Annotated in this window: 15 protein-coding genes; 3 read left to right on the top strand and 12 right to left on the bottom strand. The window is 73.1% G+C overall.

All coding sequences use genetic code 11. The features are described 5' to 3' along the window. Positions 1–353 precede the first annotated feature (353 nt). Positions 354–1,817 (bottom strand): helix-turn-helix domain-containing protein, encoded by a 1,464-nt coding sequence (locus BLT23_RS02735; protein WP_218133606.1) that lies wholly within the window; start codon positions 1,815–1,817, stop codon positions 354–356. Positions 1,818–1,965: 148 nt separating this feature from the next. Here BLT23_RS02735 and BLT23_RS02730 point away from each other — a divergent pair, with 148 nt between their 5' ends. Both BLT23_RS02730 and BLT23_RS02725 read left to right on the top strand, forming a co-directional pair. Then, positions 1,966–2,472, top strand: coding sequence for an SRPBCC family protein (locus BLT23_RS02730; RefSeq protein ID WP_090045142.1), 507 nt, complete (start codon positions 1,966–1,968; stop codon positions 2,470–2,472). After that, a complete protein-coding gene (locus BLT23_RS02725) occupies positions 2,469–3,317 on the top strand; it encodes a helix-turn-helix domain-containing protein (RefSeq protein WP_090045140.1) in 849 nt (282 codons plus the stop codon). Before BLT23_RS02730 ends, BLT23_RS02725 begins: the two co-directional genes overlap by 4 nt. 4 nt (positions 3,318–3,321) lie before the next feature. Here BLT23_RS02725 and BLT23_RS02720 read toward each other — a convergent pair whose 3' ends face one another. The 6 genes from BLT23_RS02720 to BLT23_RS02695 all read right to left on the bottom strand — a co-directional run bounded on the left by BLT23_RS02720 (position 3,322) and on the right by BLT23_RS02695 (position 8,884). Continuing rightward, positions 3,322–4,308 (bottom strand): NAD(P)-dependent alcohol dehydrogenase, encoded by a 987-nt coding sequence (locus BLT23_RS02720; RefSeq protein WP_090045137.1) that lies wholly within the window; start codon positions 4,306–4,308, stop codon positions 3,322–3,324. Further along, on the bottom strand, positions 4,305–4,949 hold the full coding sequence (locus BLT23_RS02715) for a DUF2306 domain-containing protein (RefSeq protein WP_090045134.1): 645 nt from the start codon (positions 4,947–4,949) through the stop codon (positions 4,305–4,307). Before BLT23_RS02715 ends, BLT23_RS02720 begins: the two co-directional genes overlap by 4 nt. Positions 4,950–5,003: 54 nt before the next feature. Further along, positions 5,004–5,708, bottom strand: coding sequence for a response regulator transcription factor (locus BLT23_RS02710; RefSeq protein WP_143035785.1), 705 nt, complete (start codon positions 5,706–5,708; stop codon positions 5,004–5,006). Next, positions 5,705–6,826: a sensor histidine kinase gene (locus BLT23_RS02705; RefSeq protein WP_090045130.1), complete on the bottom strand. Its 1,122-nt coding sequence runs from the start codon at positions 6,824–6,826 to the stop codon at positions 5,705–5,707. The genes BLT23_RS02710 and BLT23_RS02705 overlap by 4 nt, the downstream gene beginning before the upstream one ends. Positions 6,827–7,092: 266 nt before the next feature. Then, positions 7,093–8,352: an SMI1/KNR4 family protein gene (locus BLT23_RS02700; protein WP_176946558.1), complete on the bottom strand. Its 1,260-nt coding sequence runs from the start codon at positions 8,350–8,352 to the stop codon at positions 7,093–7,095. Positions 8,353–8,422: 70 nt separating this feature from the next. Continuing rightward, positions 8,423–8,884 (bottom strand): DoxX family protein, encoded by a 462-nt coding sequence (locus BLT23_RS02695; protein ID WP_090045126.1) that lies wholly within the window; start codon positions 8,882–8,884, stop codon positions 8,423–8,425. Positions 8,885–8,965: 81 nt separating this feature from the next. Here BLT23_RS02695 and BLT23_RS02690 point away from each other — a divergent pair, with 81 nt between their 5' ends. Then, positions 8,966–9,529, top strand: coding sequence for a TetR/AcrR family transcriptional regulator (locus tag BLT23_RS02690; RefSeq protein ID WP_090045123.1), 564 nt, complete (start codon positions 8,966–8,968; stop codon positions 9,527–9,529). Between the two features lie 63 nt (positions 9,530–9,592). On the opposite strand, the gene BLT23_RS02685 is transcribed toward BLT23_RS02690, so the two are convergent. From BLT23_RS02685 to BLT23_RS02665, 5 genes are read right to left on the bottom strand one after another with little or no spacing between them, the layout of a single operon-like run. Beyond that, entirely contained in the window at positions 9,593–10,537 is a 945-nt protein-coding gene (locus tag BLT23_RS02685; RefSeq protein WP_090045120.1) for a fumarylacetoacetate hydrolase family protein, read from the bottom strand. Then, positions 10,537–11,475, bottom strand: a complete 939-nt coding sequence (locus BLT23_RS02680) for a VOC family protein (protein WP_090045115.1) — start codon at positions 11,473–11,475, stop codon at positions 10,537–10,539. Before BLT23_RS02680 ends, BLT23_RS02685 begins: the two co-directional genes overlap by 1 nt. Next, positions 11,475–12,494, bottom strand: a complete 1,020-nt coding sequence (locus BLT23_RS02675) for an amidohydrolase family protein (RefSeq protein ID WP_090045112.1) — start codon at positions 12,492–12,494, stop codon at positions 11,475–11,477. The genes BLT23_RS02680 and BLT23_RS02675 overlap by 1 nt, the downstream gene beginning before the upstream one ends. Beyond that, the gene (locus tag BLT23_RS02670) at positions 12,491–13,615 is read right to left on the bottom strand and encodes an FAD-dependent monooxygenase (protein ID WP_090045109.1); all 1,125 of its coding nucleotides are present in this window, start codon (positions 13,613–13,615) and stop codon (positions 12,491–12,493) included. The genes BLT23_RS02675 and BLT23_RS02670 overlap by 4 nt, the downstream gene beginning before the upstream one ends. Continuing rightward, the gene (locus BLT23_RS02665) at positions 13,612–14,574 is read right to left on the bottom strand and encodes a fumarylacetoacetate hydrolase family protein (RefSeq protein WP_090045107.1); all 963 of its coding nucleotides are present in this window, start codon (positions 14,572–14,574) and stop codon (positions 13,612–13,614) included. The genes BLT23_RS02670 and BLT23_RS02665 overlap by 4 nt, the downstream gene beginning before the upstream one ends. Positions 14,575–14,645: the final 71 nt, after the last annotated feature.

Genomic DNA, 14,645 nt, shown 5'->3' with positions numbered 1-14,645 from the left:
TCGCGCCCCAGGACCCGGCCGCGACGAGTTTCCCGAATGGTCCAGTCAAATTCCGCGTCCCATTCCTGGAAACCCGAGATGATCAGGTGCGAACAATGATCTCGCGGACCGTTGTCGGGGCGGGAACGCCGTCCGGACCCTCGCCGTCGCAGACCCCCACCTGTGCGGCCGGTCGGACGGCCGTTCCCGCCACGGCCGGAGCCGCTCCTGTGCGGAGCTCCCCCTGCTACCTCCGGCCCGGCCACCGCCCCCCCGGCGGCCGGTTCGACCGTAACGAGGCTCCACCCGGCCGGGCGAGTCACGAACTGCACAGTGATCGGCCGCGGCGGTTTCCCGCTGACCAGTGAACGGGGTCAGAGCTCGCCGAGCGCCCGCAGCGCGAGCCACAGCTCGTGTCGCACGCTGGGCGAGTGCAGCAGGGACCGGCCGAGCGCGTGTTCGACCCTGGTCAGCCGCTTGCGGGCGGCGGGCGCGGAGATGCCGAGCGCCGACGCGGTGGTGCTCAGCCTGGTGTCGGCACGCAGCCAGGCCCGCACCGTCTCCGTTGCGGCCGGGAGCCCCGCCTCACGCACCGGACGCACCAGCGACCGCGCCCAGACGACGGCGGCCTCAGTCGCGAGCAGGTCGCCGAGCGCGCCCGGTTCGTCCACGTCCGGTGGTGCGGCCGGGTGCGGCCGGGCGACGTGCAGGCGCAGGGCGAGCCAGGCCGCCGACTGGTCGGCGACACGGGTGAGGTCCAGGCCGAGCAGGTCGTCGAGGACGCGCAGCCGTGCGGACAGCGTGTTGCGGTGGATCTTGAGGTGGCGGCTGGCACCGGTGTCGAAGGTGAGCCACGAGTTCAGCGTGGCCAGGAGCTCCTCGGCGCCGGGGTCGGCGCGCCGGGCGGGCACGTGCGTGAGGCACGGCGCCAGGAACCCGGCGGCCCAGGCGAAGCCGCGGTCGCCGAGGAACGGCGCCAGGTCGGTGTGCCGGTCGAACCGGGCGTACCGGCCGGGCACGCCGCGTGCCACCGCGAGGGCGTGGAACGCCTGCTCGTACCCGGCGGCGGTGTCGTGCAGCGGCACCTCCCGGCTCGCGCCGACCCGCGCCTCCGGCACGTGCCCGGCGACCAGCAGCTCCAGCTGCGGGCGGGCGCGGCCGGGCGGGTCGGGGGGCACGAGCGCGATGAGGTGTCCCGGCCGGACGGGACAGGGCACGATCCACGCGCGCCCGCGGGCGAAGCTGTCGACCTGACCGGCCACCTCGAGGCGCCGGCCCGCCGGGCACTCCACGACCAGCACGCGCGCCGCGTCGGGCAGCCGGGGCCCCAGGGTCGCGGCGATCCGCCGCGCGGCGGCCAAGCTGCCGATCATGAGCAGGTGGAGCACGGCCTCGCGGTTGCGCGCCTCCGCCGCCGCGACCCGGCGGCGGGTGCGGTCGGCCTCGGCCGCGCGCCAGGACAGGCCGAGGATGCGGGCGGCGTCGGTGAGCTGCACCCCGCCGCGCCGTTGCGCCCGGTGCGTCACGACCAGGTACGGCCCCGCTCCGGCGCCCAGCCGGACGACGTCGACCGCGCCGGACTCGCCTTCGACGACCGCGGAGGACGTGCCGTCACGGCGCATCTCCGCCACCGAGGCGGCGGCCCCGGCCAGCACGGGCGGATCGGGAGCGGGCCGTCTCGCGGGCGTCGCCAGGGTCCTGCCCTCGCCGTCGAGCAACGCCGCCGTGCCGCGGGTGCGGTCCGCGAGCCAGTCGAGCATCGCGCCCACCGCGTCCGGCTCCGCGGCCAACCGGGCCAGGGCCAGGACGTCCTCGGCCCGCTCGACGGACTCGGTCACCCGGCCTGTCAAAAGAAAACCTCCCCTTGGGACACGTGAGCTGCGATCGTCGGAAAGCCGTCGTCCCGCACCCTCTCACGCACGAGACGTGAGGGTGGGTACTGGCAGGTATCTGCCTGCGGCACGAACAACGCCCCAAGCTTCGGACATGACGACGAAGAGCGTTCCGATCACCGTTTTCGCCCGCACGACGACCAGCCCCGCGCACACCCACCGGGTGATCGTGCCGATCGACCTCTCCCTGGTGTTCCAGCGCTGGGGCCCGTTCCCGGGCGTCGCCGGGGTGCGCGAGCAGACCGGCGACTGGGACCGGCGGGGAGAGTCCCGCGAGACCTGGTTCACCGACGGTTCCCACGCCGCCGAACAGCTCACCGAGGTCGTGCCGGGGCACGGGTTCGCCTACGAGCTGAGCGGGTTCACCAACGTGCTGGCCAAGCTGGTCTCCGGCGTGCGCGGCGAGTGGTCGTTCCTGCCGGACGGCAGCGGCACGTCGATCCGGTGGACGTACGACTTCCGGCCGCTGCGGGGCCGCCGCTGGATCGTCGCCGGGCCGTTCAAGCCGCTGTGGACCCGCTACATGCGCGCGGCGCTGGCCCGCATGGTGACCGTGGTGCACGAGACGCACGAGATGCCCGGTGCGATCATGGAGGAGTGAGCGACCTGACCTTCGGCGCCCTGCTGCGCGGCTGGCGCGACCGGCTCGACCCGGCGGAGGCGGGCTACCCGCGGTCAGCCCGCAGGCGCGCACCGGGACTGCGCCGCGAGGAGCTCGCCGAGCTGGCGGGCCTGTCCGTCGAGTACGTGCTGCGCCTGGAGCAGGGCCGCGCCACGAACCCGTCGCCCCAGGTGGTCGCGGCCGTCGCCCGCGCACTGCGGCTCACCACCACCGAACGCGACCAGCTCTTCCGCGCGGCCGGCCTGCTCGCGCCCCGCGACCGCACCGTCGGCACCCGCGTGCCACCGAGCGTCCACCGGCTCGTGGACCGGCTCGGCGACCTCCCCATCGGCGTGTTCGCCGCCGACTGGAGCCTGCTGTGGTGGAACGACATGTGGACAGCGCTGCACGGCGACCCGTCCGTCCTGCCCCCCGCCGAACGCAACCTCGCGCGTGCTCTCTTCGGCACGGGCGAGGGCCGCTGGTCCCTGCGCCCGATCACGTCGGCGGCCGGGCCGTACGCGTTCGAGACCTCGATCGTCGCCGACCTGCGCGAGGCCCTGTCCCGCTACCCCGCCGACCCCGGCCTGCGCGCGCTCGTGGACGACCTGCGCGAGACGTCGCCGTTCTTCTGCGAGCTGTGGCCGGTGGCGGGGATCGAGCAGCTGGCCGGGGATCTGAAGACGATCGGCCACCCGGAGCTGGGCGACGTGACGCTGGACTGCGACGTGCTGACCGTGCCCGGCGCAGACCTGCGGATCGTCACGTACACGGCGGCGCCGGGGACCCGTGGCGCCGACCAGCTCGACGCGCTGCGCGGGTCCCTGGTGAGCGAGACCCGCTGACCGCTCACATCGTGATCACGACCTTCGCGCGGGCGTGGTCGGTCTCGACGTAGCGGAGGGCGTCACGCACCTCGTCGAGCCGGTAGGTGCGGTCGATGACCGGGGTGAGGTCGCCCGCCTCGGCGAGCTGCCGCAGTGCCGTGAGCGCCTCGCGATCCGGAGCGGTCGTGAGCACGACCAGTTGCTGCCGCACGAACGGCGCCACCAGCTTCGCCTTCATCATCAACCACATGGGGCCCGTGAGGCTGCCACCGTCGAACACTCCCCCGCCGGACAGCACGGCCGTTCCACCGGGGGTGAGCGCCCGGCGCAACCCGGTCAGCGAGTGGTTGCCCACCAGGTCGAAGACGAGGTCGTACCGGATGCCGCCACGGGTGAAGTCTTCCCGCGTGTAGTCGATGACGTGATCGGCACCGACGGACGCGACCAGCCCAGCGTTGCGGGCGCTGCACACGGCGGTCACGGTGGCGCCCAGGGCCTTCGCGATCTGCACCGCGAACGTTCCGACGCCGCCGGACGCCCCGTTGATCAGGACGTGCCGGCCCGGCCGGAGCTTTCCGGTGTCGCGCAAGCCTTTCAGCGCGGTCAACCCGGCCAGCGGTACCGCCGCCGCCTGCTCGAACGTCCAGGTGGCGGGCTTGGTCTCCACGAGGTCCTCGGGCACGGACACGTACTCGGCGAACGCCCCGTCCGCGGTGCCGAGGTCGCCGAACACCTCGTCGCCGGGGCGGAAGCGCCGCACGTCCCGTCCGACCGCCTCGACCGTGCCGGCGAAGTCGCGGCCGCGGACCTTCCTGCCGGGGCCGGTCACGCCGATCCCGGTGAGCCTTGCCAGGTAAGGATCTCCGCGCATCACGTGCCAGTCGTAGGCGTTGACCGAGGCGGCGCGCACGCGCACGAGCACCTCGGTGCCGGAGGCGGTGGGTGGCTCCACGTCGCGGAGCTCCAGCGAGTCCGGTGAGCCGTACCTGTCCTGCACGATCGCCTTCATCGGGCGTTCCCCTTCACGAGGGCCGGGCGGCGGACGACCCACTCCGCCATGGCGAGGTTGACGAGCCAGGAACCGAGCATCAGCACGGCTTTGGTGAGCTGGCCGAGCGGGCCGGAGGCGGCGATCCACGACCCGAGCGCGACGGCCTGCGTGCCCGCGCCGAGACCGATCGCGAAGGCGCGGACCATCCACGCGCGGTGCCCGGCGACGTCCCCGCGGCGGATGGCGGCGACGCCGAACACGATGAACACCGCCCAGGCGGTGCCGAACACCAGGCGGACTCCGGTGAGGAACGCGCCGACGTCGGCCGGTTTCGGGTAGAGGACCGTCATCCACAGGCCGGACAACGCCCCCAGGAGTCCACAAAGGACCAGAACGCGTCCTGCCGCGCGGTGCCACCCCGGTCTGCGGCGGCGGAAACCGGGTGCGAACTGGAAGGCCCCGAGGACGCTGTACACGCTCACGGTGACGGCGTGCAGCACCACGGGCAGCGGTGAGGCGAAGAACCGCGCGTTGTCCGGCGTGATGTCCGCGCCGCCGCCCAGTTCGGCCAGCCGGAGCGCGCCGCCGAGCACCGGGACGAGGCTGAACAGGATGATGGCGGCCGGGATGAGCCGGTCCCGTGTCGTCGTCGAGGTCATGCGCCAGATCGTGGCGCGGGAGGTGGTGTCAGCTCATCGGAAGAAGGGCCGCGATCATCCCGGCCGTTGGTCCGGCGCCGTCGTCGTACTTTCGGCTGACCGCTGCCGCACCCCGCCGCGCACGCGCTTGGTCTCGTAGGCCCAGATCGCGATCTCGACGCGGTTCCTGGCGCCGATCTTGGCCATCAGGCTGGTGATGTGGGACTTGACCGTGCTGAGCGTGATGTGCAGCTCCTTGGCCACCTCGCTGTTGGTGCACCCGCTCGCGACGGCGGCCAGGACCTGCTCCTCCCGTTCGGTCAGCGGGTCGACCGGCTGCGCGGCGGCACCGGCGGGCGCGGTGTCGGCGAACGCCTCGATCAGCCTGGCCGTGACGCTCGGGGCGATCAGCGCGTCACCGGCCGCCGCGGCGTGCACGGCCTGGGCGAGCAGGTCGGGACCGGCGTCCTTGAGCAGGAAGCCCTTGGCGCCCGCGCGCAGGGCGGCGTAGACGTACTCGTCGAGGTCGAACGTGGTGATCACGACGACGGCGGGACCACCGGGGCCGGCGAGCAGGCGGGTGGCCTCGATGCCGTCGAGGCCGGGCATCCGGACGTCGAACAGGCACACGTCCGGGCGCAGCCGCCTGGCCAGCTCCACGGCCTCCCGCCCGTCCCGCGCCTCGCCGACGACCTCGATGCCCGGCTGGGCGCCGAGGATCATCGCCAGTCCCGTCCTGACGATCTCCTGGTCGTCGGCGACGACGACGGTGACGCTCACCGGCCCGCTCCCGCCAGCGGCAGCACGGCCGTCACGGTCCAGCCCCGGCCGGGACCGGGCCCCGCCTCGCAGCTGCCCCCGAGCAGGTCGGCGCGCTCCCGCATGCCGATCAGCCCGTGTCCCCGGCCGGGCCCGCGGGTGCCGCCGGTGTCGCCGTCGTCGCTCACCCGCAGGTGCGCCGCCGTGTCGTCGACGGTCACCAGGACGTCGATGCGGGTGGCGTTCCTGGCGTGCCGCCGCGCGTTGGTGACCGACTCCTGGGCGAGGCGGTAGAGCGCTGTCCCCACCGATTTGGGGAGCTCGCCGACGTCTCCGTCCATCCGCACGTCCACCTCCGGTCCCGGTCGTCCCGGGCTCGCGAGCAGCGCGATGTCGGTGACGGACGGGCTGGGTGCCAGGTCCGCGGACTCGGTGCGGCGCAGGGCGCGCACCATCGTGCGCATCTCCGCGAGCGCCCGTGACGCCTCCGACTCGATCAGCCGGAGCGCCTCGGTGGCCGCCTCCGGCCGTGCCGCCGCCGTCGCGAGCCCCGCCTGGGCCCGGATCGCCATCGCCGACACGTGGTGCGCGACCGTGTCGTGCAGGTCGCGCGCGAGCCGTTCGCGTTCGAGCAGCTTGACCTGTTCGAACTCGCGTGCCCGCGCCTTCGCCCGGTACCGCACCGCCGCCCCGAGCGCACCCGACGCGCCCAGCACGGCGACCCCCGCCACCGCGTCACCCGCGCCGACGTGCCCCAGCACCGCCGACAGCCCGATCTTGGCGAGCATGACCGCCGCCCCGAGCACCGCCTCCCGGCCGCACCCCCAACGGAACAGGGCGTACGGGAACAGCACCATGAAGACGAGGACGTTCAGCTCCGGCTCGCGCCCCAGCACCACCTCGGCGACCCCGGCCACGCAGAACGCGGCGGCGACCGCGACCAGCGGCCTGTCCCTGCGCACCAGCAGCAACGGCAGCAGCACCACCGCCACGACCAGCCCGCCCGGCTCGGACCGGACCACCGCCTCGATCACGGCGAGCCCCAGGAGCACGGCGACGAGCACCCAGTCCCACCACAGCCGCGCGGCCGCGCGCACCGGACGGGGTTCGTCCCACACCGACCGCAGCAGCGCCACCACCGCCTCATCCTAAGCACGCTTCCGTCACTGCCGTCCGTAACGCCCCGCCCGGTTCGCGACTCTCTTTCGTGTTTCCCGTGTAGTACGCGGGGGCCCTACGTCCCATGTAGGGAAACGTAGGGCCCCCGCGTTCCCAAGCCGCGTCACGCGGAGTGGGCGGGACCGCCTGGGTGGGGGACGCGCGGGTGGGTGGCTGGCGGGAGAAGGAGGCAGAGCCTGCGGCGGAGTGCTCGGCCGGTGTCGGTGAGGCCGGGTCCAATGGGCCGTCAGGTGGCCGAGACCCGCCCGCTGACCACCTCGTACGGCAGCTCCACGCCGCGTTCCCGCGCCCACGCGAGCGCACCGGCCAGCGAGGACTCCCCGGTGAGCGTGGCCGCGGCGGGACTCGTCGAGCAGCGCCGCCACTGCGCGGCGTTCATCACCAGGTAGTCGACCTCCGGCAGATACTCGACGTCCACCTCCGCTTTGGACACGTCGAGCACGCGGAGGTTCGGCAGCGGCGGCAGGTCGACGAACGCGCCGTCGAGCACGAGAGCGGTGATCGTCTCGCACACCGGCAGCTCGATCTCGTACCCGCTCACCTCCAGCCGCCGCAACGGGAGGTGTGCCAGCGCGCCGAGGCGGACGGACCCGCCGCGCGTGATCCGCAGCTCCCGCAACGAGGACAGCCGGGCGAGCACCCCGAAGTCGAGGTCGCCCGGTTCGCGCAAGGTGAGCGACTGCACCGTCTCCGGCAGCGCCGCGATCCCTTCCAGCCCGCGGTCGGCCACGGTGAAGCTGTCCTTCAGCCCTCTCGTTCCAGGGTAGGAGTCCGGCAGCACCAGGCCCGCGACCGAGTCGGCCAGGTAGGTCAGCGGCCCCTCACCCGCGAGCTGGACCACCTGCCCGGCCCGTCCGCGCGGCCCCGGCGCGAGGTCGACGCACAGCGCGTCACCCCAGTCGTTGTAGCCGAACGGAACCCACCTCGGGTGGAACCGCACGGTCCGCACGGCGTCAGGCGGCCCCGCGTAGAGCACCGGGGTCTCCCAGTCGCGCGGGTCTTCCTCCTCCGTCGAGAGGCAGCTCTGCCACGTCAGGACGATGTCGTCGGGCGAGTACAGGGTGATGTCCTCGTCGATCCGCGCCCGGCCCGCGTGCAGGTCGTGCAGCTCCGGCGGCAGCGACACCCCGATCACGCTCTCCACCTCGGCGAGCGTCGACACCTCCCGCCGCTCGCGCCGCGGTGGCGGCTTCAGCAGGATCGTGTACGTCGGCGGGAGCAGGGACGCGACCTGGATGATGTCCCTGGTGGCGACGGCCTGGAAGGTGCCGTTCTCCTCGACCCGCATCTCGAACACGACAGGCCGGTCGAGACCGACCTCGCGCAGGCTCTCCAGCGGCGCGAACACGTCCTGTTCGGACGGTCCGGCCGTCAGCCGGTGGGTGCTTCCGCCGCCGCCGCAGGACGCGCGCAGCGTCAGGTGGCCGAAGCCGGGTTCGACCGCGGCGACGAGGTCGTGCGCGACAGCGGCCAGTTCCGCCTGCATGGTGTGCTCCTGAACTCGGTCGGGGGAGCACACCTTAAGCATCCACCGGCGAGTGCGGCCGGACGACGCGTCAGTGGCGCGCGAGTTCCGGCCGCTTCAGGTGGTGCCGCGCGACGGTGACGGTGGCGGCCAGGAAGACCACCTGCATCAGCGTGCGCGGCACGAGCTGGTCGTCCCACGGCACGTCCCCGGAGAGCGCCTTGTGCACGTTCGCCGGGAACATCGCGACGAGCATCGCGGTGAGCCCGGCCGCCGCCCAACCGGCCGTGCGCGACCACAGCAGTCCTGCGGCGCCGAGGAGCTCCAGCACGCCGGTCACCGTGACCAGCAGGCCGGGCGCGGGCAGCGCGGGCGGCACCATCGAGATCAGCTCCTCGCGCATCCCGATGAAGTGCGCGCCCCCGGTCAGCACGAACATGACCGTCAGCCCGCCGCGCAACGCGACCGGCAACGAACCAACCCGCCGCACCCCGAACGCGCCGATGAGCAGCAGCGCCGACGTGACGACGACCAAAGCGATGAACGGAGCCATGCCATTCCCCCACGGTTCTGAATCTTGTCACTGACAAGATTGACCTGGCCGCCCGATCTTGTCAACGGTAAGATCGGGCTCGTGCCCCCGTACCACCACGGCGACCTGCGCCGCGCCGTCCTCGCCGCCGCCGTCGACGCGATCACCGAGCACGGCCCCGCCGGGATCAGCCTCCGCGACCTGGCCCGCCGCGTCGGCGTCTCGCACGCCGGCCCCGTGCACCACTTCAAGGACAAGGCGGGCGTGCTCACCGCCCTCGCCGCCGAGGGGTTCGCGCTCCTGGCCGACACGCTCACCGACACCCGCGGCCGCACCGGTTCCTTCGCCGAGCTGGGCGTCTCCTACGTGCGGTTCGCCGTGGAGCACAAGGCGCACTTCGAGGTGATGTTCCGGCCGGACCTGCACCACCCCGACGACCCGGACCTGACCGCCGCACGGGAGCGGGCAGGCGCCGCGCTCGCCGGTGGTGTCGCGGACGTCGAGGGGGAACGGACCGGTCCGGACCGCCGGGTCGCGGGCGTCGCGGCGTGGTCGCTCGTGCACGGGTTCGCGACGTTGTGGAACACGGGGAACCTCGACCCCGGCCCGGACGGTGACCCGCTCGCGTTGGCGCGGAAGGTGACGCCGTTGCTGTTCGAGGAGTAGCGCGCAGCACCGGAGGCGCTGTCGCAGCAGGTCCTCACCCGTACGGCGGTGGCCGTCCGCACCTCACGTCGTCGTGGGGCCTGAGGGCCTGCGCCGGCCCCGGCGGCGTGCCACCGGGATCGGGCGCGGGTCGGCGCCCGCGACGACGGTGTTGGCGATGGTGCCGAGACCGTCGACGGTCATGGTCACGACGTCGCCGGGCACGAGCGGCGGCAGGTCCCGGCCGCGTCCCCACAGCTCGGCGAGGCAGCCGCCGTTGCCGCAGGTGCCCGAGCCGAGGACGTCACCGGGACGCACCTCGGTGCCACGGCTCGCATAGGCGACCAGGTCCTCGAACGGCCAACTCATGTTGGACAACAGGTCGCGGCCTATCTCCGTGCCGTTGACGGCGACGGTCATGCCGAGTGAGAGGAACCCGTCGGCGTCGCGGTGCGGCTCGACCTCGTCGGCGGTGACGAGGAACGGGCCGAGCGTCGTCGCGAAGTCCTTGCCCTTGCAGGGACCCAGCCGGACCGCCATCTCGCGGAACTGGAGGTCGCGGGCCGACCAGTCGTTGAGGATCGTGTACCCGGCGATGTGGTGGCGTGCCTCGCCGGGGGTGAGGTCGGAGCCCGCGACGCCGATGACGGCGGCTACCTCCAGCTCGAAGTCCAGCCGTTCGCACCCCGGCGGGACGGCGACGTCGTCGTGGGCGCCGACGAGGCCGTACGGGTTGGTGAAGTAGAACGTCGGCGCGGCGTACCAGGCGTCGTCCACCGCACCCGCGATGCCTTCGACGTGCTCCTCGAACGCCGCGAAGTCCCGCACGGTCGGGGCCTCGACCGGGGGCAGCAACCGCAGTCCCGCCAAGGAGATCGGGTCACCGGCCGCCGCCCCCGCGTCGAGGAGCGTGCCGGACCGCAGCAGCTCCAGGACGCTGGTCCCCTCCGGCAGGCGCAGCAGGGTGTCCCCGTCGACGACGCCGCAGCGGACCGCGCCGCCGGGCTCCTCGACGGTGGCGAACCGCATCAGACGGGCGGGGCCAGGAAGAGGCCCCGGTCCGGGTCGTTGAACGACTTCGCGGCCACGAACTCGTCCATGCGGTTGGCGGTGCCCCACTGGTCGGACACCGCGGGGTCGGTGATGTCGTGCAGCCCGGGGTGCCAGGTGTCCTCGTCGAGGCGTTCCAGCTCGGTCGTGTACTCGACCGTGTTGCCCTGCGGGTCGAGGAAGTAGGTGAACGTGTTGTTGCCCGCCTTGTGCCTGCCGGGGCCCCAGATCTTCTCGACGCCCGCGCGCAGCAGGCGGCCGGTGCCGCGCATGTACTCGTCGATGCCGCGCATCTCGAAGCTCGCGTGGTGCAGCGACGGGTGCGGGCAGCGGGCGACGGCGAAGCTGTGGTGCCAGTCGTTGCAGCGCAGGAACCACATCATGTTGCCCATGCGGGGGTGCGTGAGGATGTCGGAGAGCGCGAACCCGAGGTGGCGTTCGTAGAAGGCGACGGTGCCCTCCGGGTCGAACGAGTTGATCACGACGTGCGAGAGCCGGACGGGGATCGACTCGCCCTCCTCGACCTTGCGGTGCGCGCGCAGGGCGACGTCGGCGGACACCTCGACGGTGCGGCCCTCGTTGTCGAAGAAACGGAACCCGTAGCCACCGCCCGGTGTCACGACCGCGCCGGGCTCCGAGACGAGCTTGACCCCGTTGCGCGCCAGCGTTTGCGCCAGCTTGTCGACGTCGGCGGGCGTGGCCGCGCCGAACGCGATGAGGTCGATCCTCTTGTCGGTGGCCTGGCGCAGCCGCACGACGTACTGCTCCGGTGAGCCTTCCGCGGCGAGGAACGACAAACCGGTGTCCGTCGCGACCTCGGTGAGGCCCCACTGTCCTGTGTAGAACGACCGTTGCGAGGCCAGGTCCGGCACCGCGAGGTCGACGTGGCGCAGGTGGGTGATGAGCCGTTCGGTCATCACGACTCCTTCCCGGGGACGAGCCCCAGTTCCAGTGCGGTGCCGCCGGCGATCGCGGCGCGGTCGGCCGGGTCCAGGCCGGCGGCGTCGAGGCGGGCGACGGGGTCGGCGACGCCCATGTCGAAGGGGTGGTCGGAGCCGAGGAGGACGCGGTCGGCCCCGGCCGCGGCGACGAGCGCGCGCAGTGCGCCCGGCGTGTGGACGAGCGAGTCGAACCACAGCCTGCGCAGGTAGCTCGACGGCGGTTCCGCGCAGCCGCGCGCCTCCGGCCGCACCTGCCAGGCGTGGTCGGAACGCCCGAGGTAGGTGGGCAGGTAGCCACCGCCGTGCGCCGCCAGCACCCGCAGCCCGGGGTGGCGGTCCAGCACGCCGCCGAAGATCAGGTGCGAGAGCGCCACGGCGTTCTCCACGGGCTGCCCGACGGTGTTGGACAGGTAGAAGCGGTCGAGCCGGGCGTCGAGGGAGCAGCCGAACGGGTGCAGGAACACCAGTGCTCCCAGCTCGGCCGCCCGTGCCCAGAACGGGTCGAGCCGGTCGTCGGACAGTTCGACCCCCGGCGCGAACGACGAGATCTCCACGCCCTTGAGCCCGAGCCCCACCGCGTGGTCGAGCAGGTCCGCGCACAGGCCGGGATGTTGCAGCGGCACGAGACCGAGGCCCTGCAAGCGGTGGGGCGCCGACGCGACGAGCCCGGCGAGGCCGTCGTTCGCCGCACGGCACACCCGCGTCGCCAGGTCCGGATCGGCCCAGTAGTGGTAGTGCGACGGGGACGGCGACACGACCTGCACATCGACACCGGCGGCGTCCATGTCCGCGAGCCGTTGCTCGACCGAGGTGAGCGACGGCAGCGCGTCGCGGACCATCACTCCGGACACCCGCATGGACTCGGCGCCGTTCCGCACGACGTCGAGCGCCTGCTGCTCGGCGAGCCCCGGCCGTCCCGCGACCAGTTCCTCGACGGCCGGGACGAGGCAGTGGGCGTGCACGTCGACGACAGCGACGTTCTGCTGGTCTGTCACGGTGCCTCCGAGAGGATGCCGGTGATCCGGCCGATCAGGGCCTGGGTGTCGCCGCGCTCCCCCGCGAGGAGCCAGCGGCACAGCTGGACCGACCCCTCCACGACCGCGCGGACGCGGGGCAGGCGACGCGAGGAGAACTCGGCCCACAGGTCGTCGCCGAGAGAGTCGTGCGTGGTGAGCAGCTCGCTGAGGACCAAGGCGTCCTCCAGCGCCTGCGCCGCGCCCTGGGCGAGCGTGGGCGGGCAGCAGTGCACGGCGTCCCCGATCAGCACGACGCGGCCGCGGTGCCAGGGTCCGTCGAGCAGGTGCTCCTCGAACCAGGTGTAGTGGACGCGGGACGGGTCGGTGAGGTGCGCGCGGATGTCCTCCCAGGGACCGCCGTAGTTCTCCGCCAACGCGCGCATCGTCGCGAGGCGCTCGTCCGGGCTCAGCCCGGAGCGGTCCTGCGCGTCCTCGACCAGGTAGGCGTAGAGGGAGTCCTCGCCGGTCGGGCAGTAGCCCGCGATGTAGGCCGCGCCGCCGTAGGTGAGGTCGGTGCGGGTGACCGACTCGGGCCGCCGGGTGAAGGCCCGCCAGATGCCCATGCCGACCGGTTCGGTGGTGAGCTCGACCCCGGCGGCGGCGCGCGTCCACGACCGGACGCCGTCCGCGCCGATCACCAGGTCGTACCGCTTGCTCTCGCCGTCCGAAGTGGACAGATCGACGGTGTCGCCGTCCTGGGCCAGCGCCGTCGCCGCGACACCCGTCCTGACCCGCACCCCCAGCTCGGTGGCGCGGGCGGCGAGGAGCACCGCGAGGTCGGGCCGGTACATGCCGACGGTCGCCGGCAGGTCCGTCCCGCCCGTGCGGGTGTCCGGGATGACGGCCAGGACCGTGCCGTCGGGGGCGCGGAGACCGAGCGTGTCGAACCCGAAGCCGAGCCGCTGCACGCCGTCCCACACCCCGAGGCGGTGCAGCACGCGCAACGCGTTGCCCTGCAACGTGATCCCGGAGCCGATCGCGCCGAGGTCGGGCTTGGCGTCGACGAGGTCGACCTCCACCCCCGCCTCCGCGAGCAGGATCGCGGAGGCGAACCCCGCGACCCCGCCGCCGACGACACCCACCGACCGCACGGCGCTCATGCGTCCTCTCCCGTCTTCGGGGCCACCACTCGGGTGCGCTGCGTCCCGAGGCCGGTGACCGAACCGGTCATGACGTCACCGGCGCGCAGGAACCGGCCGTGCGCCATGCCGTTGCCCGCCGGGCTGCCGGTGAGCAGCAGGTCACCCGGTCGCAGCACGGCGGTCCTGGACGCCGCGGCCACCAGCGCGGCGACGTCGAAGATCATGTCCTTTGTGGACTCGTCCTGCATCACCTCGCCGTTGAGATCCAGCCGCACCCGCGGGTGCTCCGGCACGAACTCGGCGGGCACGAGGTACGGACCCAGCGGCGTGAAGCCCGGTGCGTTCTTGGCGCGGAACCAGTCGCTGCCGATCTCCGGCATGTCCCGCCGGAACACCAGGTCCCTGGTCGTGAGGTCGTTGGCGATCGTGTACCCGGCGACGTGCGCCAACGCGTCCGCACTGTCCACTTGGAACGCTTCGCGGCCGATGACGACGGCCAGCTCCAGCTCCCAGTCGTGCTGCTGCGAGTACGCGGGCAGCACGACGTCGTCGTACGGGCCGGTGACCGACGAGGTCAGGCCGATGAAGATGTACGGCTCCCCACCGGTGATCCGGCGGTCCATCAGGGCCCCGACCTCAGCCCGGACCTCGTCCTCCGGACGGTCCGGCGAGTGCTTGACGGCCAGGTCGATCACGTGCGTGCGGTAGTTGGCGCCGGCCTGGAGGATCTGGCCGGGAGCGAGCGGGGCGCGCAGGTCCTCGGTGTCCAGCGGTGTCTTCGCTTCCGCCGCGAGGTCGCGCAGGCGCGGCAGGACGGCGTCCCAGTCCCGCAGGAGGGCGTGCACCGAAGGGGCGGTGCCGGACAGGTCGTGCCAGCGCGGTGAGCCGTCGATGTCGACGACCAGGGCGGGCACCTCCGAGTCCTCGGCGGTGCCGCGCGCCGTCGAAACGGTGGCGAGAGCGAAAGGGGCGACCACGTGCGGTCCTTCCGTCGACGTTGACGCGGACCACCATCCCGCTACCAATGGTTATCAGGGAAGCCAAATGT

The sequence above is a fragment of the Lentzea fradiae genome (assembly GCF_900100955.1).
In the GTDB taxonomy this organism is placed as follows: domain Bacteria; phylum Actinomycetota; class Actinomycetes; order Mycobacteriales; family Pseudonocardiaceae; genus Lentzea; species Lentzea fradiae.
The sequence above is the reverse complement of the archived record's forward strand: the minus strand, read 5'-3'. Positions and strand labels throughout refer to the sequence as shown.